General features: G+C 71.5%; 18 protein-coding genes and 3 pseudogenes. 6 read left to right on the forward strand and 15 right to left on the reverse strand.

Translation table 11 applies throughout. The features are described from left to right. The 3 genes from ACIQ1J_RS21155 to ACIQ1J_RS21165 are packed head-to-tail and all read left to right on the forward strand — an operon-like array spanning position 1 to position 3,544. Positions 1-837, forward strand: a complete 837-nt coding sequence (locus tag ACIQ1J_RS21155) for a hypothetical protein (protein ID WP_403558655.1) — start codon at positions 1-3, stop codon at positions 835-837. Further along, the gene (locus tag ACIQ1J_RS21160) at positions 837-2,780 is read left to right on the forward strand and encodes a fumarate reductase/succinate dehydrogenase flavoprotein subunit (protein ID WP_403558657.1); all 1,944 of its coding nucleotides are present in this window, start codon (positions 837-839) and stop codon (positions 2,778-2,780) included. The genes ACIQ1J_RS21155 and ACIQ1J_RS21160 overlap by 1 nt, the downstream gene beginning before the upstream one ends. Further along, entirely contained in the window at positions 2,777-3,544 is a 768-nt protein-coding gene (locus ACIQ1J_RS21165) for a succinate dehydrogenase/fumarate reductase iron-sulfur subunit (RefSeq protein ID WP_403558659.1), read from the forward strand. The genes ACIQ1J_RS21160 and ACIQ1J_RS21165 overlap by 4 nt, the downstream gene beginning before the upstream one ends. Here ACIQ1J_RS21165 and ACIQ1J_RS21170 read toward each other — a convergent pair. From ACIQ1J_RS21170 to ACIQ1J_RS21205, 8 genes are all read right to left on the reverse strand, one after another. Further along, a complete protein-coding gene (locus tag ACIQ1J_RS21170; protein ID WP_403558661.1) occupies positions 3,541-4,677 on the reverse strand; it encodes a glycoside hydrolase family 18 protein in 1,137 nt (378 codons plus the stop codon). The genes ACIQ1J_RS21165 and ACIQ1J_RS21170 overlap by 4 nt on opposite strands. 240 nt (positions 4,678-4,917) lie before the next feature. Continuing rightward, the gene (locus ACIQ1J_RS21175) at positions 4,918-7,503 is read right to left on the reverse strand and encodes a SpoIIE family protein phosphatase (RefSeq protein WP_403558663.1); all 2,586 of its coding nucleotides are present in this window, start codon (positions 7,501-7,503) and stop codon (positions 4,918-4,920) included. A 291-nt stretch (positions 7,504-7,794) separates the two neighbouring features. Next, positions 7,795-8,205 carry an ATP-binding protein gene (locus ACIQ1J_RS21180; protein WP_403558665.1) on the reverse strand — a complete coding sequence of 137 codons (411 nt, stop codon included), beginning with the start codon at positions 8,203-8,205 and terminating at the stop codon, positions 7,795-7,797. Positions 8,206-8,340: 135 nt separating this feature from the next. Continuing rightward, positions 8,341-8,763, reverse strand: coding sequence for a (deoxy)nucleoside triphosphate pyrophosphohydrolase (locus ACIQ1J_RS21185; RefSeq protein ID WP_403558667.1), 423 nt, complete (start codon positions 8,761-8,763; stop codon positions 8,341-8,343). A 34-nt stretch (positions 8,764-8,797) separates the two neighbouring features. After that, entirely contained in the window at positions 8,798-8,989 is a 192-nt protein-coding gene (locus tag ACIQ1J_RS21190; protein WP_210963720.1) for an SPOR domain-containing protein, read from the reverse strand. A gap of 374 nt (positions 8,990-9,363) precedes the next feature. After that, positions 9,364-10,116, reverse strand: coding sequence for a GntR family transcriptional regulator (locus ACIQ1J_RS21195; protein WP_386316384.1), 753 nt, complete (start codon positions 10,114-10,116; stop codon positions 9,364-9,366). Positions 10,117-10,263: 147 nt separating this feature from the next. Next, a complete protein-coding gene (locus ACIQ1J_RS21200; RefSeq protein WP_403558670.1) occupies positions 10,264-11,439 on the reverse strand; it encodes a DUF4190 domain-containing protein in 1,176 nt (391 codons plus the stop codon). Between the two features lie 258 nt (positions 11,440-11,697). Then, entirely contained in the window at positions 11,698-13,281 is a 1,584-nt protein-coding gene (locus ACIQ1J_RS21205; RefSeq protein WP_403558672.1) for a S8 family peptidase, read from the reverse strand. A 311-nt stretch (positions 13,282-13,592) separates the two neighbouring features. Between ACIQ1J_RS21205 and ACIQ1J_RS21210 the strand changes: the two are divergent. Together ACIQ1J_RS21210 and ACIQ1J_RS21215 are read left to right on the forward strand one after the other, a co-directional pair. Next, positions 13,593-13,887, forward strand: a pseudogene (locus tag ACIQ1J_RS21210) (DUF664 domain-containing protein); the annotation flags it as partial. Positions 13,888-14,180: 293 nt separating this feature from the next. Continuing rightward, complete coding sequence (locus tag ACIQ1J_RS21215; protein ID WP_403558674.1) at positions 14,181-15,365, forward strand: type III polyketide synthase; 1,185 nt, start codon at positions 14,181-14,183, stop codon at positions 15,363-15,365. A 21-nt stretch (positions 15,366-15,386) separates the two neighbouring features. Here ACIQ1J_RS21215 and ACIQ1J_RS21220 read toward each other — a convergent pair whose 3' ends face one another. Together ACIQ1J_RS21220 and ACIQ1J_RS21225 are read right to left on the reverse strand one after the other, a co-directional pair. After that, positions 15,387-17,549 (reverse strand): SpoIIE family protein phosphatase, encoded by a 2,163-nt coding sequence (locus ACIQ1J_RS21220; RefSeq protein WP_403558676.1) that lies wholly within the window; start codon positions 17,547-17,549, stop codon positions 15,387-15,389. 416 nt (positions 17,550-17,965) lie between these two features. Further along, positions 17,966-18,205, reverse strand: a pseudogene (locus tag ACIQ1J_RS21225) (carboxylesterase/lipase family protein); the annotation flags it as partial. A gap of 31 nt (positions 18,206-18,236) precedes the next feature. Here ACIQ1J_RS21225 and ACIQ1J_RS21230 point away from each other — a divergent pair. Continuing rightward, positions 18,237-18,464 (forward strand): hypothetical protein, encoded by a 228-nt coding sequence (locus tag ACIQ1J_RS21230; RefSeq protein WP_403558678.1) that lies wholly within the window; start codon positions 18,237-18,239, stop codon positions 18,462-18,464. Between the two features lie 50 nt (positions 18,465-18,514). Here the strand turns inward: ACIQ1J_RS21230 and ACIQ1J_RS21235 are convergent. The 5 genes and pseudogenes from ACIQ1J_RS21235 to ureG all read right to left on the reverse strand — a co-directional run. After that, a pseudogene (locus tag ACIQ1J_RS21235) lies at positions 18,515-18,631 on the reverse strand (serine hydrolase); the annotation flags it as partial. 155 nt (positions 18,632-18,786) lie between these two features. Next, the gene (locus ACIQ1J_RS21240; protein ID WP_403558680.1) at positions 18,787-19,377 is read right to left on the reverse strand and encodes an isochorismatase family protein; all 591 of its coding nucleotides are present in this window, start codon (positions 19,375-19,377) and stop codon (positions 18,787-18,789) included. A gap of 349 nt (positions 19,378-19,726) precedes the next feature. Further along, positions 19,727-20,968 (reverse strand): serine hydrolase domain-containing protein, encoded by a 1,242-nt coding sequence (locus ACIQ1J_RS21245; RefSeq protein ID WP_403558682.1) that lies wholly within the window; start codon positions 20,966-20,968, stop codon positions 19,727-19,729. Between the two features lie 102 nt (positions 20,969-21,070). Next, positions 21,071-21,910: an urease accessory protein UreD gene (locus ACIQ1J_RS21250; protein WP_403558684.1), complete on the reverse strand. Its 840-nt coding sequence runs from the start codon at positions 21,908-21,910 to the stop codon at positions 21,071-21,073. Next, entirely contained in the window at positions 21,907-22,599 is a 693-nt protein-coding gene (gene ureG, locus ACIQ1J_RS21255; RefSeq protein ID WP_403558686.1) for an urease accessory protein UreG, read from the reverse strand. Before ureG ends, ACIQ1J_RS21250 begins: the two co-directional genes overlap by 4 nt. Positions 22,600-22,620 lie beyond the last annotated feature (21 nt).

Genomic DNA, 22,620 nt, shown 5'->3' on the forward strand with positions numbered 1-22,620 from the left:
GTGGCCACTGGCACGGAACCTCCACCCACCGAACCCCGTCCCCGAGGCGGCGGCGTCCACACCCCGACGCGCGCCGCCATCCGCGCCCCGCACCTGCGCACCGACCGCTGGTGGCTGGCGCCCGCCGCCACCGCCGCGGGCCTGCTCGCCTTCGTCGTCTACTCGACCTGGCGGGCCTTCGCCAACGCGGACTACTACGCGGCCCCGTACGTCTCGCCGTTCTACTCCCCCTGTCTGGCGGAGAACTGCGAGCCGATGCGCTCCGGGCCCAACTGGGAGATCTTCGGCAGCTGGTGGGGCATCTCCCCCGCGATCATCATCCTGATCTTCCCGCTCGGCTTCCGCCTCACCTGCTACTACTACCGCAAGGCCTACTACCGGGGCTTCTGGGCGTCCCCGCCGGCCTGCGCGGTGGCCGAGCCGCACAAGAAGTACACCGGCGAGACCCGCTTCCCGCTCATCCTGCAGAACATCCACCGGTACTTCTTCTACGCGGCGCTCCTGGTCGCGCTCATCCTCACCTACGACACCGTGCTCGCCTTCCGCGACGAGCACTACGACTGGGGCCACGTGGGCCTGGGCACCCTGGTGTTCCTGGCCAACATCGTGCTGATCTGGGCGTACACCCTGTCCTGCCACTCCTGCCGGCACATCGTCGGCGGCAAGCTCAAGCACTTCTCCCGGCATCCCGTGCGCTACCGGATGTGGCGGTGGGTCGGGAAGCTCAACGCCCGCCACATGCAGCTGGCCTGGGCGTCACTGGTGAGCGTCGCGCTCGCCGACTTCTACGTGTATCTCGTCGCGTCCGGTGCCTTCGACGATCCGAGGTTGTTCTGATGTCCGTGGTCGACCGGCAGGAATGGGACGTCGTCGTGGTGGGCGCGGGCGGTGCCGGGCTGCGCGCCGCCATCGAGGCCCGCGAGCGGGGCGCCCGTACGGCCGTGATCTGCAAGTCGCTGTTCGGCAAGGCGCACACCGTGATGGCCGAGGGCGGCATCGCCGCCGCCATGGGCAACGCGAACTCCGGCGACAACTGGCAGGTCCACTTCCGCGACACCATGCGCGGCGGCAAGTTCCTCAACCAGTGGCGGATGGCCGAACTGCACGCCCAGGAGGCGCCGCAGCGGGTGTGGGAGCTGGAGACCTGGGGCGCGCTGTTCGACCGTACGAACGACGGCCGGATCTCGCAGCGCAACTTCGGCGGCCACGAGTACCCGCGCCTCGCCCACGTCGGCGACCGCACCGGCCTGGAGCTGATCCGCACCCTCCAGCAGAAGATCGTCTCGCTCCAGCAGGAGGACTTCAAGGAGACCGGCGACTACGAGTCCCGCCTGAAGGTCTTCCAGGAGTGCACGGTCACCCGCGTGCTCAAGGAGGGCGGCCGTGCCTCGGGCGTCTTCGGTTACGAGCGGGAGACCGGCCGCTTCTTCGTGCTGGAGGCGCCCTCGGTGGTGATCGCCACGGGCGGCATCGGCAAGTCCTTCAAAGTGACGTCGAACTCGTGGGAGTACACGGGCGACGGCCACGCGCTGGCGCTGCTGGCCGGGGCGCCGCTGCTGAACATGGAGTTCGTGCAGTTCCACCCGACGGGGATGGTCTGGCCGCCGTCGGTGAAGGGCATCCTCGTCACCGAGTCGGTGCGCGGCGACGGCGGGGTGCTCAGGAACTCCGAGGGCAGGCGGTTCATGTTCGACTACGTCCCCGACGTCTTCAAGGACAAGTACGCGGTGACGGAGGAGGAGGGCGACCGCTGGTACGACGACCCGGACCACAACCGGCGGCCTCCGGAGCTGCTCCCCCGGGACGAGGTCGCGCGCGCGATCAACTCCGAGGTGAAGGAGGGCCGGGGCTCCCCGCACGGCGGTGTCTTCCTCGACGTCTCGACGCGGATGCCCGCCGAGGTGATCAAGCGGCGGCTGCCCTCGATGTACCACCAGTTCAAGGAGCTGGCCGACGTCGACATCACGGCGGAGCCGATGGAGGTCGGGCCCACCTGCCACTACGTGATGGGCGGCATCGCCGTCGACTCCGACACCGCCGCCGCGCGCGGGGTGCCGGGGCTGTTCGCGGCCGGTGAGGTGGCCGGCGGCATGCACGGCTCCAACCGGCTCGGCGGCAACTCGCTCTCCGACCTGCTGGTGTTCGGGCGCCGGGCGGGCTGGCACGCCGCCGAGTACGCGGCGGGGCGGGCGTCCGGAGCGCGGCCCCGGGTGGACGACGCCCAGGTCGACGCCGCCGCCGCGGAGGCGCTGCGGCCGTTCTCCGCCGAGGCCGAGGCGCCCGAGCCGTCCGACGGCCCGCCGGAGAACCCGTACACCCTCCACCAGGAGCTCCAGCAGACGATGAACGACCTGGTCGGCATCATCCGCCGCGAGCCGGAGATGAAGCAGGCCCTGGAGAAACTCGCGGAGCTGCGGGTACGGGCCCGCCGGGCCGGAGTCGAGGGGCACCGCCAGTTCAACCCGGGCTGGCACCTCGCCCTGGACCTGCGCAACATGCTGCTGGTCAGCGAGTGCGTGGCGCGGGCCGCGCTGGAACGCACCGAGTCGCGCGGCGGGCACACCCGCGAGGACCATCCGTCGATGGACCGCCGGTGGCGCCCGGCCAACCTGCTGTGCTCCCTGGCCGACCCGAGCGGCGGTCCGGCGGCGACGGATCCCGAGCGCGGCCAGATCACTCTGGAGCGGCGGACCACCGAGCCCGTCCGACCCGACCTGCTCGCCCTCTTCGAGAAGGACGAGCTGGCCAAGTACCTCGCCGAGGAGGAGCTTTCCCAATGAGCGGCTACGAGGCCCGCTTCAAGGTGTGGCGGGGCGACGTCGAGGGCGGCGGCCTGGAGGACTTCAGGGTCGAGGTGAACGAGGGCGAGGTGGTCCTCGACATCATCCACCGCCTCCAGGCCACCCAGGCCCCCGACCTCGCCGTGCGCTGGAACTGCAAGGCGGGCAAGTGCGGTTCGTGCTCGGCGGAGATCAACGGGCGGCCGCGGCTGCTGTGCATGACCCGCATGTCCGTCTTCACCCCCGAGGAGACGATCACCGTCACGCCGCTGCGTGCCTTCCCGGTCGTCCGCGACCTGGTGACGGACGTCGGCTTCAACTACACCAAGGCCCGCGAGGTCCCGTCCTTCGTCCCGCCCGCCGACCTCGGGCCGGGCGAGTACCGGATGATGCAGGAGGACGTGGACCGCTCGCAGGAGTTCCGCAAGTGCATCGAGTGCTTCCTGTGCCAGGACACCTGCCACGTCGTCCGTGACCACGAGGAGAACAAGCCGGCTTTCGCGGGCCCGCGTTTCCTCATGCGCGTCGCCGAACTGGACATGCACCCGCTGGACTCGGCCGGCGACACCGGCCTGGACCGTGGGCGCGCGGCCCAGGACGAGCACGGCCTCGGCTACTGCAACATCACCAAGTGCTGCACGGAGGTCTGCCCCGAGGGCATCAAGATCACCGACAACGCGCTGATCCCGCTGAAGGAACGGGCGGTGGACCGCAAGTACGACCCGCTGGTGTGGCTGGGGTCGAAGATCCGGCGTCGGTCCTAGGGGGTGTCGGGCGGGCCTTGGCGGACCCAGCCCTCCCGGTACTCGTCCCAGTTCGTCTCCGTCGCCGCGAAGTCGATGTACGGGGCGACGCCGAAGAGCTTCCGGTCGGCGTCCGTCCGGGACAGACCGAGGCGGACGCCCCGGACGGCGGCCTCGACGGTCTCGGCGTGGCCCCAGTGGTCGAAGTTGCTCTCGTAGTAGAAGGGCAGGCCCATCAGCAGATGAGTGGTGGGCGGGGTGACTTCCAGGGCGAGGGAGGTCTGCTGGGCCACGTAGCCGCCGTAGGTGCCCTCCAGCGGCTGTGCGGTGTCGTAGGTCATCACGGCGATCTGGTCGACGCGGCGGGCGACCTGGCCGAAGAACTCCTGCGACCACCATTTGGGGTTCTCGGTGAAGACGCCGAAGACGGAGTGGAGGGCCGGGAGCGGGTCGATCTGGTGGGCGGCCACCGAGAGCTGCGCGTCCTGGGCACGGGTGACGGCGCGCAGGTCGTCCAGGAGGGAGAGGTAGTTCCGGTCGCCGGAGCGCAGGGGCTCCAGGTCGAGGTGGACGCCGTCGTAGCCCGCGTCCAGGACCTGGCGGGCGGAGTCGACGACGGCGGCGCGGGTGCCGGCCTCCGCCAGCCGCATGCCCCCGGTGCCCTCGGTGACCAGGACGTCGCCGAGGAAGGCCTGGACACGGACGCCGGGCAGCTCGCGGCGCACGGCGTCGATCAGCCGGCGGGCCTTGGGGTAGCGGGCCTTGGGCAGGGTGCCGTCGTGTTCCAGCGGGCCGGTGTGGACGTACAGGTCGCGGATGCCGGTGTTCTCGATGCGGCGGGCGAAGGCGGCGAGGTCGGCGTCGTCCTTGCGGCCGTCGACCCAGGCGTGGCCGAGCCACATCGCGTCGCGGTTCCTGGTGTAGGTGCCGTCGGCGGGGTCGCCCATGTAGTTGACGCGGAGGGCCGCCCCGGCGGTGAGGAGGGGCACGAGCAGGACCAGCAGGACGGCGAGGGTGATGCGGCGCAGGCGGCGGAGCCGTCTTCTTCTGTCCGTGTTCCCCACCGCGGCAGCCGTGCGGCTCTCGTCGCCGGGTTCGGGTGGTCCCTGCGGGGTGTCCTCGCCGCCGGCGGCTTTCGGTTCCGTGTGCTCCACGGTGTTCCCCTCCCTGGCCCGTCCCCGGTCGCGGTGGCCGGTACACGCGCATACGCTCCGCACGTGTTGCCAGCGTGGACGACTCGAACCGGTGTTCCGGTTGCGGTCGGGAGCGGGGCGCGATGATCCGCGCCGACCTGGTGCCGCCCCTGGTCACAGCCGGGGCGGCGCTGCTGCTGGCCGGATACGGCCGCGTGCGCCGCACCCGGCGCGCCCGGAACCGTACGACACCGGGCCGGGTCAGAACAGGCTCAGCAGAGCCTCCGCCGGGTCCGTGAGCTGGGTGTCGGCGCCCGGGAGGGGCAGCTCGAACCACACCGTCTTGCCGCGTGGCGTACGGCGTGAGCCCCAGGCCGCGCTGAGCAGGCCGACCAGTTGCAGGCCGCGGCCGCCCTCGTCGGTGTCGCGGGCGCGGCGCCGGCGGGGCTGGACCAGGCCGGAGTCCCAGACCTCGCAGACCAGGGTGCGGTCGAGGAGCAGGCGGAGTCTGATCTCGCCCTCGCCGTACCGGAGGGCGTTGGTGACCAGCTCGCTGACGAGCAGCTCCGTCGTGTCGACCAGCGGCTCCATGTCCCAGTCGAGCAGCTGGGCACGGGCCAGCTCACGGGCCCGGCCCACGCTGCGCGGCTCGCGCGGCAGGGTCCAGTCGCCGACGGACTCGCTGGGCAAACCCTGGACGCGGGCCATCAGCAGGGCGATGTCGTCCTCGGCGTGGTGGCTGTCGAGGGTGTTGAGGACCTGGTCGCAGACGTCCTCCAGGGGGCGCGCCGGGTCCGTGAGTGCCCCCACGAAGGCCTGGAGCCCTTCGTCGAGAGGGTGATCGCGGCTTTCGACCAGTCCATCCGTGTAGAGCGCGAGCAGGGAGCCTTCGGGCAGTTCGACCTCCACCTCCTCGAAGGGCTCGCCCCCGACGCCGAGCGGCAGGCCCGGCGGCACGTCCAGCATCAGCGCGGACTCGCCGGGCTCGACCAGGACGGGCGGCAGGTGGCCCGCGTTGGCGAAGGTGCAGCGCCTGGTCACCGAGTCGTAGACGGCGTAGACGCAGGTCGCCAGGTAGACCTCGGAGAGGTCGGCCTCGCGGGGCCGGCGGGCGGCCCGGGTCGCCTGCTGGACGCCGCCCGGGGCGCCGAGGCCACGCGCGATCTCGTCCAGCTGGGAGAGCACCTCGGCCGGTTCGATGTCGAGCTGCGCCAGCGTCCGTACCGCCGTGCGGAGTTCGCCCATCGCGACGGCGGCGCGCAGACCGCGCCCCATGACGTCGCCGACCACCAACGCGGTGCGGTGACCGGGAAGTTCGATCACGTCGAACCAGTCGCCGCCGACCTCGCTGGGCCGGCCGGTGGCCGCGTTGCCGGGCAGGTAGCGGCAGGCGATGTCGAGGCCGGACGCCTCGGGGTCGCCGGGCGGGAGCAGGGAGCGTTGCAGTATCAGCGCGCGTTCGTGTTCGCGCCGGTAGAGGCGGGCGTTGTCGATGCAGACGGCGGCCCGTGCGGCCAGTTCCACGGCGAGGGCGCGGTCGCGGTCGCCGAAGGGCTCGCTGCCCTTCGTCCGGGCGAACCGCGCGAGTCCCACGACCGTGTCGTGGGCGACCATCGGCACGGCGAGCGTGGACTGCACGAGGCTGCCGTCCTCGGCGGGGACGCTGCGCGGGCGGGCGGTGCGCAGGGCGTCGGCGCAGGGCGAGTTGAACGGGTAGTGGTGGACGGCGCCCAGCTCGACCTGCTCACCGGTGCCGAGGACCGGCGCCTCGGAGACCGCGCTGGAGAAGGCGACGCGGCGCAGTTCCGCGCTGCCGTCGGCGAGGCCGGGCGGGGTCTCGTCGCCGGCCAGCAGCCCCTGGTAGAGGTCGACGGTGGCCAGGTCGCAGAAGCCGGGGACGACGACGTCGAGGAGTTCGCGGGCGGTGGTCTCCAGGTCGAGGGAGTTGCCGATGCGGGCGCCCGCCTCGTTGAGCAGGGCGAGGTTGCGGCGGGCGGCGGCGGCCTCGCGGGCGGCCTCGCGGCGGGCGGTGATGTCGGTTCCGAGCCAGGAGATGCCGATGGGGCGGCCGGAACCGCTGTGCACGCGGTACAGGTTGACGGACCAGTGGCGGCGCTCGTCGGAGCCCGGCGCGAAGCCCGTGACGTGCATGTCGGTGATGGAGTCGCCGGTCTCCAGCACCCGGCGCAGGGTCGCGGAGACCCGGTCGGCCTCGGCGCGCGGCAGGTAGTCGTGGACGCCCTTGCCGCGGTGGTCGTCGGGCGTGCCGCCGAAGACCGAGGCGAACCGCTGGTTGGCGCGGCGTACCCGTAGGTCGGGGTCGATCAGCAGGAAGCCGAACGGGGACTGGCCGAATATGGCCTGCGAGGCGGCGAGGTCGGTCTCGATGCTGCGCAGAACGCGGACGTCGACGACGATGCAGACGGCGGCCTTCTCCCCGTCCTCCGTGCGCGTCGGCATGACGTACACCTCGGCGAGCCCGCGCTGCCCGCCTCCACGCTGTGCGCCGCCGGCCGCGGCGTCCGGCGCCCGGAAGGGGACCACACCGGTCCACTCCCGCCCGTCGAGGATCTCGGCCATCTTGCGCTGGCCGCGTTCCCGCAGGTCGGGATCGATGAAGGCCTCGATGGGGTCGGAGCCCACGGCGTGCTCGGCCGGAATGCCGAGCAGTTGCTCCGCGCGCAGGCTCCACTGGTCGACGAGTCCGTCGGCGCCGATGGAGAAGGACGCGACCTTGATGTAGTCGTAGATGGAGCCGGGCGGGCTGCTCTGCCACACCGCGTCACCGAACGGCGCGCCGTCCGACGGGCCCTCGGACCCCGTGGCCCTCGCTGGTATCTCGCTCACGCGAACCGTCCCCTCCAGCTCACCGCGTCCGGCACCGGTCACCGGGGGCGGCTGCCCGCAGTATCCAGCACTACGGCACCGCACAACACGGTGTTCACGATCACAGCACGGTCCCGATGCTTTTCGGTCCGGACCGTGACAACACTTCCAGTCTTCTAACCAGCGGACACGGCATCGAATCACGTAGTGCCACAACTGCCACTGGCCTGAACCAGTTGGCCCGTGGGGCCGGGCCCGGCACGGGGGCGTTTCGGCCCGGTTCTGGGCGACGTCAAACGGTGCGGCACCCGGTCAATCCGGCACCGTGAGTTCGAACCACACCGTCTTGCCCACCTCTCCGGGCCGGGTTCCCCAGCGGTGTGCGGAGGAGGCGACCAACTGCAGGCCCCGGCCGTCCTCGTCCCCCGGGCGGGCGACGCGCTCGCGGGGCGGGTCCGGAAGCGGGTCGGAGACCTCCACCAGCAGCACGCCGTCCGGTCCGGCGGGGTGGCGTACCAGGCGGAGGCCGATGGGGCCGGTGGCGTGCCGCAGGGCGTTGGTGACCAGCTCGCTGACCAGCAGGGCGGCGATGTCGCCGACGCTGTCGAGGTCCCAGCCGTGCAGGGTGCGGCGGACGAGGGAGCGGGCGGTCCGCACGGCGTCCGGTGCCGCGGGAAAGACCCATTCGGCACAGCCGCCTTCGCTGTCGATCACGCCGATCACTTCCCTGGCCGGCGGCCCCCACCCATGCCCGGATTCGTGGGGTTAATGGGCACATACCCGATATCCGGACCCCGGTACCGCCCGGGAGGGCGCACTGTGGCACCGACGGCGCGCGGGGCGCTCAGGCCGGTGCGCTCACACGCCCCGCGCGTCCGCCGCCGCCATACCGAGGTGGGCGAGTGCCCGCTCGACGGCCGGCACGTCCTGGTCGAGCCAGGGCACGTCCCAGATCTCGGCGGGGGCGAGCCAGCGCAGCGCGTCGTGGTCCTCAAGGGGTTCGGGGGAGGCGGATCCGGGGAGCAGCCGTGCGGTCCACACGTGCAGGACGAAGGGCGCTCGCAGGGGCCACTGTCCCGGGACCCGCTCACCGGGCTCGGCCGTCACACCCAGTTCCTCGCGCAGTTCGCGCACGAGCGCCGCCTCGGGCGTCTCGCCCGCCTCGACCTTGCCGCCGGGCAGCTCCCACCGTCCGGCCAGCTCCGCCGGTGCGCTGCGGCGTGCGGCGAGCAGTCGTCCGCCGTCGACGAGGGCGGCGCCCACCACGATCCGTTCCGTCATGCGCCGGAGCCTACGGCCTGTCCTGGCGGCGCGGTCAGCCCGCCGTGCCCGTTCCGTTCGGGCCGAGCTTCTCGACCCAGTAGAGCTGCTGGTGGCCGCGACCGTCGAGGGTGTCCGCGATCTTCTGGGCCTCGGCCCGGGTCGCGTACCTGCCCACGCGGTAGCGGTTGCCGTTGTCGTCCTGCCGGAAGACCAGCCAGGTAAGAGTGACCGTGCCGTCGTTCATCGCACCCCTCCACTTCCCGTCCACGGCCCGCGCCGCGCCCCGCCCGCCAAGGAAACCGCAATCCGCATATGCCCGAGCCTACGCCCAACCTTCACGCAGCGAATACGGCTTTACACAAAGAGGTACGCAACCAGCCAGAACGCAGGGGGCGCGCGTTACGAAACGCGCCGCCCGCGCGCGCCGACGCCTCCGGTCGGAGGCATACCGGGAACCTCGCGGACGACCTGCGAGAACGACCGGATTCCGGCACCGCGCGGACGGCGCCGTGAGGTACGGACACCAGTGCGGGCGAAGAAAAGGGGCGCGGGAGGCGCACGAGAGGCGTGCGCCATCTCACACCACCGGCAGGCGCGTGAACTCCCCCGGCGCCGCCGCTACTTGACGGGCAGGTGGTACGCCACCCGGTAGCGGTCGGCCGGAACGACCACGTCGGCCGTCTCCACCGCCCGGCCCGAGGCGTAGAACGTGCGCTGGACGACCAGGACCACGTGCCCCGGAACCCCCCCGAGGGCGAGCAGTTCCTCGGCGAGGCCGGGGCGGGCGCCGACCTCCTCGGTGACGTTGTCGACGACCACGTCGATGGCGGCCATCCGCTCCACGACACCCATGCCGCCGAGCGGGCCCTCCTCGGGCAGCATCACCGGCGTCCGGCCGATGAGGTCCAGCGGCTCCCAGGAGGTGGAGAGCATCATGGCCTCGCCGCCCTCCCGGAAGACGTACCGGGTGCACATCACCCGGTCCCCGGGCTTGATGCCGAGGCGTTCGGCGACGGCGCCGCTCGCCTCGGCCTGCTCGCTGCGCGACTCCCAGGTACCGCGTGCCCCGGCGTCCGCCTGCTCCTGCCGGAAGGGCGTGGCACCGCCCGCCGGCCGGTACCCGGAACGGGCGATGCGCCGGGGCACGGGCCGCTCGCGCACATACGTCCCGGAGCCGGAGCGGCCCTCGACCAGCCCCTCGGCCATCAGCACCTTGCGCGCCTCGAGGGCGACGGTGTCCGAGACGCCGTACTCCTCGCGGATCCGCGCCTGGGACGGGAGGCGGGTGTGGGGCGGCAGCAGGCCGTCGGCGATCTTCTTGCGGAGATCACCCGCGACACGCAGATACGCCGGCTGCTCACCGAATGTCACTGGCCGCTCCCATCAGGTTGTACAGACAGCAACAGCGTGGCAACCGTAGGTTGTGCCAGGCAAGCAAAGGCCAGAGAATCACTCGATGTGATGACTTGTAGCGTCGGAGGGCTTTACGCAGGCACTTTCTCCCCGCTATAGCCGCCGTCACACCTCCTTGCCGGGGCTCTCTCCCCCGCCGCCACCGCTCTCCTCGTACACGGGGGGCGTGGTATCCAGCCCCAGAACCTTGCGGGCGGTGACCGTCGAGTCGGCCTCGATGAGCGCGAAGCCCTTGTCGAGGTGCAGGTAGTACGTGTCGACGTCGGCCGCCTCGGCCGCCTCGGCCGCCAGTTCCCACTCCTCCCGCGCCGTCTCCAGGTCCTCGACCAGGTCGGCGACCGGCCGCTCGGCGTCGTCGGGCCAGCCGTGTCCGCGCAGCATCCCGGTCTCCCGGACGAGCGCCTGCGACATCCGCCCCGCCCACACCCGGTACCCGGCGAGGTCCTCCTCGACGGTCTCCGCCACCGGCATCTCGTCCATGGCCCGGTTGAGGAAGCCCTCCGCCACCAGGTAGGTGTGCTGGCCCTGGTCGAGCCCGGTGCCGTCCCTGCGCAGCGAGCCGGTCAGCGTGCCCCGCTCGTCCGTGTTCCCGAACAGGCAGGTGACCTCGCGGTCGCCGGTGCGCCAGCTCTGCGAGGTCGGGGTCAGGTAGTACACGTCGACGTCGGCCGGCAGGGCCCACCGGTCCATGGCGTACGTGTCCTGGAGGGCGTAGCACCGCTCGTCGGCGGCCCGGGTGATCTCCCCGTCGCCCGGGAAGGTGCCGCCCGGCAGCTCGAAGGCGGCGAACACCTCGCCGTCGTGCTCCTTGCCGCAGGGCACCTCGTCGACGTCGTACGTCACCCCCTGCAGGGAACCGCTGGGGGTGGTGAAGCACTGGCCCTTCTCGAGCGAGTAGGCGGTGCCCTCGCCGCGCGCGGCGTCCCGGAAGCCCTCCCAGAAGTCCCCGGCCGCGCCCGTGGAGAGCGACACCACCCACAGTGCCAGCCCCACGGAGGACAGCACGGAACCGGCCACGGCGAACCCCTTGCCCCGCTCGCCCCGCCGCCTGATCCGGGCCAGCGCGATCAGCCCCAGCACGAGCCCGACCGCCGGCACGAAGCACAGGACGCCGAGCACGAACGCGGCGATGGCCACACCGTTGACGGGAGGCTGCCGGGGGTACGCCCCGTAGGGGTGACCCCAGCCGCCGGGGTACGGCTGCTGCGGCGGATAGGGTCCCGGCGGGTACTGCCCCTGGTCGTAGGGCCCTTGAGGGCCGGGCGGCGGCGGTATGGACACGTGTACCGTGCTCCTGTTTCGGGCGGTGACGCGAAGGCGCCGCGGGACTGGGGGCGGCCGGTCCCGACGGACGGCCGGCCGATCACTCAGCGCATGGTAAGCGCGCGGCGGCACGGTCCTGACCGAGGTGGGTGCTCACGGACGACGTGGGGTTTGCGGCACACGCGTCTCGCCCTCGCGGCGGGCCGGGTCGTCGACCCGGAGCCGCACCGCGAGGGCGAGGTTCTTCACTGAGGTGCCGTCAGGCTGTGGGGACCGTCAGAACTGCAGGGCCCAGGCGTCGATCCGCCCGGTGTCCCAGGACGCGTTGTCGCTGACCCGCAGCTTCCACGTGCCGTTCGCGGTCTCCGAGGAGGCGTTCACGGTGTACGTGGTGTTGATGTCGTTCGCGCTGCCGCCGGTGCCGTACGACTTCAGCGTGTACGCCGTGCCGTCCGGGGCGACCAGCTGGACCTGGAGGTCACCGATGTAGCTGTGGACGATGTTCACGTCGACGGAGAGCGCCGAGGGCGCGTTGCCCGAGACGCCGGTGACGGTCACCGGGGACTCGACGGTGGCGTTGTCCCGGATGGTGTAGTCACCGGTGTTCTCGAAGCGGTCGCCGGTCGGCGGGGGCGTGGTGTCGCCGTCGCCGACGTACAGCAGGCGGTTGGGCGAGCCGCTGCCCGGGTTCGAGACGACGCCGCTGGTGGCGGTGGACGTCAGCGCGGAGGCGACCTGGGAGGGGGTGGCCGTGGGGTTGTCGGCCAGGTAGAGCGCGGCCGCCCCGGCGACGTGCGGGCTCGCCATGGACGTACCGGAGATGGTGTTGGTGGCCGAGTCGCCGCTGTTCCAGGCCGAGGTGATGGACGAGCCGGGCGCGAACAGGTCCAAGACCGAGCCGTAGTTGGAGTAGCTCGCGCGGGCGTCGCTCGATGTGGTGGCGCCGACCGTGATCGCCTCCGTCACCCGGGCCGGGGACTTGGTGGAGGCGTTGGTGGACTCGTTGCCGGCCGCGACGGCGAAGGTGACGCCGGAGGCGATGGCGTTGCGCACGGCCGTGTCCAGGGCGCTGTCCGCACCGCCGCCGAGGGACATGTTGGCGACGGCGGGCTTGACCGCGTTGCGGGCGACCCAGTCGATGCCGGCGACGACCTGTGCGGTGGTGCCGGAGCCGGAGTTGTTCAGCACCCTGACGCCGACGATCTTCGACTGCTTGGCGACGCCGTAGGCTCCGCCGCCGACGGTGCCGGCGACGTGGGTGCCGTGGCCGTGGCCGTCCTGGGCGGTGTTGTCGTTGTCGATGGCGTCGTAGCCGTAGGAGGCGCGGCCGCCGAAGTCGTTGTGGGTGATGCGGACGCCGGTGTCGATGACGTACGCCGTCACACCCTGTCCGGCGCTGTCCGGATAGGTGTACGAGCTGTCCAGCGGGCGGTTCTGCTGGTCGATGCGGTCCAGGCCCCAGGACGGCGGGTTGGGCTGGGTGCCGGTGGCGTGGAAGGTCCGGTTCTGGACGACGGAGGCGACGGCCGGGTCGGCGGCGAGACGTTTCGCCTCGGTCTCGGACGCCTCGACCGCGTAGCCGTTGAGGGCCTTGGTGTACGTGCGCTCGATGTCGGCGCCGTACTTCTTCGCCAGAGCGCGGCCCTCGGCGGAGCCGGACTTCACCTCGTCCGCCTCCAGGGTCACGATGTAGCTGCCGGCGACCGCGTTCGCCGCGTTCTCGTACTGGATGTGGCCCTCCGCCGCGGTGGCGGGGAGCGCGGAGACGAGGCTCGCGGCGAGGGCCGCGGTGGCCGCGGCACTGACGGCGGCCAGTCTTCGCCGGGTGGTGCGGTGGGGGTGGTGACGCAGCACTGCCATGTGAGGGGTCCTCCTCAGTCGGTGGTGCGTGGTGGGGTTCGTGCACGCCGAGCAGGCCGCCCTCGGTGAGGACCATGGGTCATGGTCATGCCAATCCAGGGCGACTTTGGTGCGTCAGCCGAAAGATTGAGGCTTCCAGAGGAATTACACAAGAGTGCCGCACGGATGTGCGGACCCCCGTGCCGTTTGAGCGACTCGCATCCGGATCCGCTTCCTGAACGGTCGTTCAGCCGTCCGCCCCTGGGGCCGGACCCCGCACGTGCGCTACGCGACCGGCGGGGAGCCGGCGCGCACGTGCGCGCGCCCCCCTCGTCGAGCACGCGATCTTCCTGGGCGAGCAGGTCACCGACTGGCAGGCGACCTTCCATGCCGCGCCGGAGGACCGCGCCGCCGACGCCGTCGCCCGCTACCGGGAGACCGCCGAGCGTGCGAACGCCGCTCCCGACGAGTGCACGGACCTCGGCGAGCCGGTCCCCCCGGCCGCGGCCGGGCCGTCCCGCGCCCAGTGTCCGCCGGGCCCTCACCCACATGATCGAGGAGGCCGGCCGCCACGCCGGTCACGCGGACATCCTCCGCGAGCTGATCGACGGCACGACGGGGCGCTGAACCCGCCCGGACCCCCGGTTGACGACGCGTCAGGGCGGGTCACTCAAAGCGCGCCGGGACCACCTCTCCGCGAGTGTGTGCCGTGTCACGCACCAAAAGGCCGCCCAAGTTGCCTACATCACAGCGGAAATGTCCCTTTAGCGTCCATGCTCGGAACGGATGCCGACGCCCGAAGCAGAGCGCAACGGCGTTCTCCCGGACGTTCCCGGATCTTCCCGGGTGCGAAGTGCCAAGTACCCCGTCCCCAGGCACTCCTGACGTCCTCCCCCGTTCCCCGCAGAAAGGCGCGAACCGTGGCCGCTCACCTGTGCCCTCCCGCCGTGATACACGGCGAGCACACCGTAGAGACCGATCAGATCGTGGCGGAAGTACGCGGCCGGCATCCACACGCGGCGTGGGCGCCCCGGGTCGACGGCATCGCGGCCAGTACGGGCATCGAGACCCGCGGGTGGATGCTGCCGCTGGAGACCGCCGTCGCACCCGGCGACGGGAGCGGCCTGGTGGCCGGCGGCGTCGGGGCGGCCCGAGAGGCGCTGGCCCGCGACGGGTTCACCGAGCGGGACGTGGACCGCGCGGTCGCCGCCCTGGAGTCGATACCCGCGCCGCAGACCGTCCAGGAGCGCACCGCGCCGGCCTGGGAGGCCGTGCAGTCCTACGGGGAGCGCGCGGCGCGCGGGGCCCTGCAGATCGCCGGGCTGGACGCCTCGGACGTCGACTGTCTGATAACCAGTCACTCCACCACCCCGGCGCTGCCGGGTCTGGACGTCGCACTGGCCAACAGGCTTCCGCTCCGCAACGACGTGATGCTGCTGCCGGCCACGCAGTGGGCCTGCGTGGCCGGGACCCGCTCCCTGGCGTTGGCGGCCGATCTCGTGGCAGCGGACCCCGACCGGGTGGTCCTGGTCGTGATCGCGGAGGCGCTCAGCACGACCTACCAGCCCGCGGACGACACCCTGGAGTCCCTGATCGTCCGGCTGCTGTTCGCGGACACCGCGGTCGCCACGGTGGTCACGGGCCGCCCGAGGCCCGAGTCGGTGCTGCGGCTGGACAGCACCTGGCACCACACCCTGCCGGGCACCCAGGACCTGCACCGCCTGGACACCCGGTCGGACGGCACCCACTTCGTGATGGACCGGCGCGGGCCGCGCGCCGTACAGGAGACGGTGACCGCGATGTGGGAGTGGCTGCGCCTGCGCTACCAGGACGACCCCGACTCCTGGCACCCCGACGTGCTGCTCGCGCACCCCGGCGGGACGCGGGTGCTGGAGTACATGGAGCAGACGATGCCCGACACGTGGCCGTCGGGGCTGCTGGACTACAGCCGGGACAGCTACACCAGCGGCAACCGCGGAGGCGCCGCCGTGTTCGACATCATGCGAAGGGCGCACGACGCCGGGCAGAAGCCGGGCGACCGTGCCGTGCTGTACGCGGCGGCCCCGGGCCTCACGGCCACCGCCCTGGAAGGCGAGTGGCTGTAGCCCGCCGGCCCCACGGTCGTGTCACCTCGCGACTTTGGCCCAGACGACCTTGCCGTTGTCCGTCCAGCGCACCCCCCACCCGGTGGTGAGCCGGTGCACCACGTGCAAGCCGCGACCACCGTCGTCGAAGAGCCCGCACGGGCCCAGCCTCGGCCTGCCGTTGCCGGTGTCCCCCACTTCGCACAGCAGGTCGTGACCGGCCCTGATCAGCCGCACCGTGATGGGTCCGCCGGCGAAGCGGACCGCGTTGGTGACCAGCTCGCTGACCAGGAGCAGCACGCCGTCCCGGGTGTCGTCCCTGCTGCGCCATTGCCGCAGCAACGCGGAGACCAGCGTGCGGGCCCGGGCGGCCGCGTCGTCGCGGGCGGGCAGCCGCCAGGTCGCGGTGTCCCCCTTGCGGTAGCCGATCATGCGCGCGAGCAGCAGGGTCACGTCGTCACGCCGGCGTACGGGCGCCAGCCCGGAGACCACGTGCCGAGCGGCTGCCTGCAGGCCGTCCCAGGGGTGCACCGCGGCCACGGCGTCCGCCAGCCTGCCGATGCCCTCGTCGATCGACAGGGCGGGATCCTCCACCAGGCCGTCGGTGTAGAGGGCGAGCAGCGAGCCCGGGGGCACGGCGAACGTGTGCACGTCGAACGGTTCCCGCAGCGCGAACTCGGCGCCCAGGCCGGGGTGGGGGCGGACCGGGAGCGGGCCGGAGTGCCCGTCCGGGGGTACCAGTACCGGGGGGAGGTGGCCGGCACTGGCCAGCGCCACGTGGTGGCTGACCGGATCGTAGACGGCGATGCAGCAGGTCGACCCGAGCGCGCTGTAGCCGGCCGCCAGCCCGGACTCCGCGTCGTCCAACAGCGACACGGTCTCGTCCAGGTGCTCCAGCACCTCGTCGGGCGCCAGCCCCGCGGACAGCAGAGCGCGGGCCTCCATGCTCAGCTGGCCCATGGTCGCCGCGGCTCCCAGACCGTGCCCGACGACGTCACCGACCACCAGCGCGGTACGGCCGTCCGGCAGCGGAAAGCTGTTCACCCAGTCACCGCCGACGCCCGCGCTGTCGGGGGTGGCGGGCTGGTAGACGCTGGCGGTCTCGATGGTGTCGCCGCCGGCCCGCGGCAGCAGGCGGCGCTGCAACGCCAGCACCTGCGTGTGCTCACGCTGGTGCTGACGGGCCAGGTCGACGTGATGGGAGGTCCTGGCCACCAGTTCCTGCAGGTCGAACAGCTCGCTGTCGTAAAAGGGACGGTCCGCCCGCCGCCAGACCTCCGCCACACCCAGTACGACGGGCGGCGTGCCCTCCAGGACCAGCGGTATGCACGCCACACCCGCAGACCGCTCACTGGGCACCAGGGCGCGCACCAGCCGCGGACTGCCGAGTACCCGCTCGATCGCCTCCCGGTCGGGTATGACGATGGCCTGGGCGGCATCGTCACGCCGTATCGCTTGCGACAGCAGGCGACTCGCGTCGCGGGGAAGATCGTCGCCCGGCGTCAGGTATCCCTCGGGCCACGCGCGGTCCGGCACCAGGGCGGCCCGCCGCAGCCGGATGCGTCCCGGCGCCTGGTCGGTGACCCCCTCGCCCGTCCACACGGCGAAGTCGAGGTCGATGGCGGCCACGTCTCCCCAGGCCAGCAGGGACTCCGCCAGCGACTGCGCGGTCTCCCCGATGTCCAGCGAGGTGCCGATCGCGGTCTCGGCGGCGTACAGGTGCAGCCTCCTGGCCATGGCGATCAGGGAAACGGTCAGCCCCTCATGGGGCTGCGCGGCGGACAGGATGCTCATCGAGACCACCAGCTCCGACCCGTCGCCGCGCCGCAGGCGCTGGACCCGGGCGACGTGCGCGTCACCGGTCTCGAGCACCTGCCGCAACCGCCGCGTGACCGTCGGTACGTCCCCGGGTGGCAGCAGATCGACGACCGGGCTCCCGGGCACGGCGTCCAGCCCCGCGAAGACGGGGGCGTCCAGATTGCTGCGGGTGATCCGGAGATCCCGGTCCAGGTTGACCACGCCGAGGATCTGCTCCTGACGGCGGGCCGCCGGGTCGGCGGGTACGGGTGGGCGGGCGGGGCCGTCGCCCTGCGAGTCGGCCGGACCGGCGGCCGCTGCCGCTCCGCCGCGCGGAATGTACTTCCCCAAGGCACCGCTGACCAGGTCGAACGGCGACGAGGACGAGGACGAGGGTGTGGAGTCCATGCGGCTCTCTCAGCTCGCTCACCGACCCCGGCAGCGCCGGGGCCGTACCAGAAGCCGTGCGACGGGACCCCGAGCTTCCTGACCGCACACCTCATTCAATAACACCCGGACCCGCTTCGCCCACACCAGCGGAAAGCGCGGCGAACCACGACAATGCGGGATTGCGGTGCTCACCGGCCCCCTCGTCTCACCCGCCATCTCCGCGTTCGGCCCGCCGGGTCGGCTTCCCGCGCTTGCGGGATCAGTCGTCTCGTCGCAGGCGGGGACGACCTCCCTGGAGTGCGTCACGACGATCACGCACTTGCCGTCGTGGGCCGGCTTCCGGAGGACTTCGACGACGCCGGCGGCGGTCGGTCGCCGCACAGCTCCGACCTCCCGTCCGCGGCACCCCTGGGGAAGCCGATGGTGGAGGAGGATCAGCTCCAGGCCCGGCGTTCCTGGCTGCGGGGATCGTCGGCCTGGCTCCACTCGGCGTCGATGCGCATGGTGGCCCGGCGGTCGGTGTCGTACCGGTCCCAGCCGGGGTCGCCGGTCCGGGCGAACCGGATCCAGGTCTCGTGGACGCGGGTGGCGAGGTCCGCGGGAGCCTGGTCGGGGCCGAGCAGGGCGTCCGGGCCGTTGAGCTCGGGCCGGTCCGCGAGATCGAAGACGAAGGGGGCCGAGTGGGACGCCAAGGTCGCCCGGCCTGTGCTCCGTACGCCGGGAGAGGTCCAGCGCGACGAAACCATCACCGACCCGCGCAAGCGTCTGCGGGAGACCACCGCCAGGGCGTCCGAGCTGCAGGGCAAGCTCGACGCGCTCGCCACGGTCACCGCGAACCTCTACTACGAGAACCTCGAGCTCAAGAAGAAGACCACCTCACAGGGGCAACGCAGGATCGCCGCGCTGCCCGCTTCGGGCCCCTGGCTGGAGTGACTCCCCCAGCCGAGACGGGCGTCAGCGCCTGACTCGGATGAAGCGTCCGGTCACGCGAAGGCGAGTCCCCGGAAGCTGTCATGGACGTCCGTCAGGGGCTGGCAGTCGAGGGTGTTGTACAGCTTGTTCGTCACCAGGACGGCCCAGCGGCCTTGCTCCGGGGAAACCCGGTGCCGGTAAGCCGACTGGGTGTTCGCGGCCGGCACGGTGATGGCAATGTGCTGGCCGCGAAGTCCCACGGTCAGGCCCAGCTCACGGTCGGTCCTGGCAGCGCAGGGGTGCTGCGGGGCGGGTCCGGATCGCCGTGCGCGGCTCGTCCCGTTCAGGTGGCTACGACGGGCTCGCCGCTCAGAGCGACGCCGGCGCCGCGCAGCTCATCGAGTGCGGTGCGGGTGGTGTCGGCGGCGACGCCGGCGGTGTAGTCGAGCAGGACCCGCACCGTGAAGCCCGCGTGTACTCCGTCCAGCGCGGTGGCCTTGACACAGTGATCGGTCGCGATGCCGACCACGTCGATGCCGGTGACGTCGCGGGCCTTCAGCCAGTCGGACAGAGTCGTGCCGTCCTCGGTGAAGCCCTCGAAACCACTCTTCGAGGCGGAGTGGGCCCCCTTGAAGACGACTTCGTCGACGTGCCCGGCGTCGACGGCGGGTGCGAAGTCCGCATGGAACTCGCTTCCCTCGCTGCCGGCGACGCAGTGCACGGGGAACGAGTCCTGGAAGTCGGGGTTCTCGGAGAAGTGGGCGCCCGGGTCGATGTGGTGGTCACGGGTGGCGACGGTGAAGGCGTACCGCCCGCCGGCGGACGCGACGAGCTCGGCGATGGCGGCGGCCCTGCCCGCGCCGCCCTTCACCGGGATGCTGCCGCCCTCGCAGAAGTCCTTCTGCACATCGACGATGATCAGTGCGCGACGCATGACAAATCCTTTCGACTGGTGTTTCCCGTGATCCTTGTTCCTCCGTCGGAGGGCAGGCGTGCCACTCGCCCGTCGTTCACCTGCCCGGCGTAGTTTGTATGGCGCTTGCCGCTGCGATGGGATGGTCGTGCCCGACATACACGGCTCCAGCGTCGCCGAGCGGGGCCACTCGGGCGAACTGGGAGATCCCGCTCGCGTCCGGAACGGTTCGGTCGCGGCACGGCTGGTGGCTCAGGTGCGGCCCGCGGCTGCTGCGTGTACCGGGATATGGTCACCGGCCGCATGGATCGGATCGCCGGGGTGACCGACTCAGGAGTGGGTCACCCCGGTGGCATTCTGTGGGGCTGAGTCATCCCAGACGGGCGCTGATCTTGTCGAACATCAAGAATGCGGGGAAGCCATTTCCCCAGGTGCCACCCAGGTCGTTCAGTGCCACGGGCTGATTACGGCCGGAGAGTTTCACTCCGACCGTCTGGGTGGCCCGGTTGATGTAGACCATCTGGCCGTAAACACCGATACAAAGCACGACGTCACGATTGGCCGTGGGGGACCAGAACATGCTGCGGTACTTGCCATCGGGCATCCGCATGTCACGGTATTTGGGGCTCTTCTTGAAGGCGTCCTCGGAGTCGGACCCGCCGACGAATACGTCGTCCACCCACGTCTGCGACACCACGCGCTGCCCGCTGAGCGATTCACCGCCCTTGCAGATCATCGCCCCGAAGCGGGCCAGGTCACGAAGAGTGGCGCAGATGCCGCCGTCGAACGCCCCGGTTCCGTTCTTGTCGACGGTGATGTAGGCATCGGACTCGACCCCGAGCTTCGACCAGAGCAGATCCGATGCCAGTTCCTCGAAGCGCTTGCCGGTTGCGTCCTCGCAGACACAGCCGATCACGGCGCTTTCGCAGCTGCGGTATTCGAACGGCCCACCGTGGTTCCGGTTCGGATCCTTCTGCAGTCCGCTGAGAAAGTCCCTGGTGTTGTCCGGTGCGCCAGACCAGGTCAGGGGTGGCGCCCATCCGGCCGCGGCCTCCATCTGTGCCACCTCGGACTTGGGATCCAGGTACTCCTCGGAAAACTTGATGGCGCTCCGCATGTCGAGGACCTGCCGCACGGTGGCGCCGTCATAGCCGGAACCCTGCAGCCACGTCGAGTACCCGGTGACCGGACGAGTGGTGTCGATCACCCCTTGGTCTTCCAGGATTCCGGCGACAGTCGCGGTCAGAGACTTGGTCACCGACATCAGCAGGTGTCGCGTACCGTCCGGCATCTGACCGGGGTATTCGTCGGGGTACGGGTTCTTGCCGGGGTACTCTTCGATGACCACCTTGTCGTGGTGCAGCACCATCCAGCCGTCGGTATCCGTCCCGTCGATGATGTGCCGCACCGTGGGAGTCGAGTTGTCGGGCAGCGTCACCGCGAGCTGGTCAAGGCCAGGGACCTTTGCCTGGGCCAGAGTGGCCGTTGTGCCGCGATTCGGGATGTTCGCGACCCTGTCGAGGATTTGGTCCACGCGCCGGAACGAATAGGCTCCCAGCTTCTGCCAGTTCACCTTGTTCACCAGGATGGACGGGGATACCTGACTGGGCATTGATCTTCCCTTCGATTGCGATGACTCTCGACCGGCCTCACGGCAACGAATCTTGCGCAAGCCCGGCGGGCCGTGTCGGCTTCTGATCGGTGGTGGCATCGTTCAGCGGGTGAGGGCGCGCTCCTGAGCCTCGTCGAGCAGGTCCCGCAGTACCGAGCTCGTGGGTGCTGCGGCCGTGGCAAGCAGTGCCGGGCCACCGGCCAGCGGTGCCAGGACCGCGCATCCGTCCTTGATGTCCTCGCCGAGGAGTACGGGGTCTCGTGAGATGTTCAGGTGCGGGTCGACGATGAGGAGTTGGCCGATGGCGCGGTGTCCGGCAAGGACGGCCGGGCCGTCCCAGCCGGGTTCGGGGGCGCCGTAGGCAGTGGTCTGGTCGAGCAGTGGGTGGCCGGCGCGGTGGACCACGATCCGGCTGACGAGGTGGCCGGGTTCTTCGTTGGCCCGCCCCAGAAGCTGCTCTTCCCGCAGCAGCAGCCGTGCGGTGGCGGCGAGGTGGACGGTGTAGGTCTGGCGCAGGTTGCTTCCTGCGGCGCTGATCAGTGGGTGGGGCAGCCAGCGTAGGCGGGCGTGTTCGCCTGCGGTGAGGCGCACGTCGTAGGTGGCGGGGTCGGTGGTGGGGCCACTCAGGGCGAGGGTGGCGGCCGCGGTAACGACGTCCAGTTCGGCCCGGTCCTCGGCGGTGACGTCGAGGGTGAGCCGGTCGCCGCCGAGCGGGCCGCTCATCGCGCCGATGATCGCCACCTTGGCGGCGCGGCTGTCGGACTGGACGCGCCGCAGGTGGAAGGGTCCGTCGCTGCGCAGCTGCGGAAAGGTGGTGACGCGGCCGTTGTGCGCGGCGCGGATCCTGGCCGTGGCCCGTACGCCGTGCGGATGCCCTGCGGGCTCGGTGCCGTCGCTGGCCGCGGGGCGGCGGGCGGCGACGGGCGGGGTGGCGGGGCTCATACGGTGGCTGCCTGGGCGCGCCACTGTGCGAGGTGGCCGGTGACCCAGTCGGCGACCTCGCTCACGCCGTCGTCCGAGGTGAGGTCGGTGAACAGGACGGGCAGGTCGCCTCGCTGCCGCTTCGCGTCGGCGGCCATGGTCTCCAGGTCGGCGCCGACGTAGGGGGCGAGGTCGGTCTTGTTGACGATGAGCAGGTCGGCGGTCGTGATGCCGGGGCCGCCCTTGCGGGGGATGTCGTCGCCGCTGGCGACGTCGATGACGAAGATCTGCACGTCGACGAGGCCCTTGGAGAAGGTGGCGGTCAGGTTGTCGCCACCGGACTCGACGAGTACGAGGTCGAGGGGGTGGAGGCTCTCTTCGAGGTGCTCGATGGCTTCGAGGTTGGCGGAGATGTCGTCGCGGATGGCGGTGTGCGGGCAGGCGCCGGTTTCGACGGCGGTGATGCGCTCGGGCGGCAGGACCGCTTCGCGCCGCAGGTACTCGGCGTCCTCTCGGGTGTAGATGTCGTTGGTGACCGCGGCGATGCACCAGCGGTCGCGCAGCGTGCGGCAGAGCGCGGCGACGGTCGCGGTCTTGCCGGAGCCGACGGGGCCGCCCAGGCCGACACGCAGGGCGCGGCGGCTGCCGTCGGGCCGGGTCGCCGAGGCGCTGGGAAGGTGCTGGTGAGGCAGATCGTGATCGAGGTGCACGGTAACTCCGTTGCAGTAAGG

This window comes from Streptomyces sp. NPDC097107, assembly GCF_044762405.1.
Taxonomy (GTDB): Bacteria; Actinomycetota; Actinomycetes; order Streptomycetales; family Streptomycetaceae; genus Streptomyces; species Streptomyces thinghirensis.

Coding starts and splice junctions, on each gene's coding strand:
- ACIQ1J_RS21160 (WP_403558657.1), top strand. CDS start 837: ATGTCCGTGGTCGACCGGCAGGAATGGGACGTCGTCGTGGTGGGCGCG.
- ACIQ1J_RS21165 (WP_403558659.1), top strand. CDS start 2,777: ATGAGCGGCTACGAGGCCCGCTTCAAGGTGTGGCGGGGCGACGTCGAG.
- ACIQ1J_RS21185 (WP_403558667.1), bottom strand. CDS start 8,763: ATGACGGAACGGATCGTGGTGGGCGCCGCCCTCGTCGACGGCGGACGA.
- ACIQ1J_RS21190 (WP_210963720.1), bottom strand. CDS start 8,989: ATGAACGACGGCACGGTCACTCTTACCTGGCTGGTCTTCCGGCAGGAC.
- ACIQ1J_RS21205 (WP_403558672.1), bottom strand. CDS start 13,281: ATGGCAGTGCTGCGTCACCACCCCCACCGCACCACCCGGCGAAGACTG.
- ACIQ1J_RS21220 (WP_403558676.1), bottom strand. CDS start 17,549: ATGGACTCCACACCCTCGTCCTCGTCCTCGTCGCCGTTCGACCTGGTC.
- ACIQ1J_RS21240 (WP_403558680.1), bottom strand. CDS start 19,377: ATGCGTCGCGCACTGATCATCGTCGATGTGCAGAAGGACTTCTGCGAG.
- ACIQ1J_RS21245 (WP_403558682.1), bottom strand. CDS start 20,968: ATGCCCAGTCAGGTATCCCCGTCCATCCTGGTGAACAAGGTGAACTGG.
- ACIQ1J_RS21250 (WP_403558684.1), bottom strand. CDS start 21,910: ATGAGCCCCGCCACCCCGCCCGTCGCCGCCCGCCGCCCCGCGGCCAGC.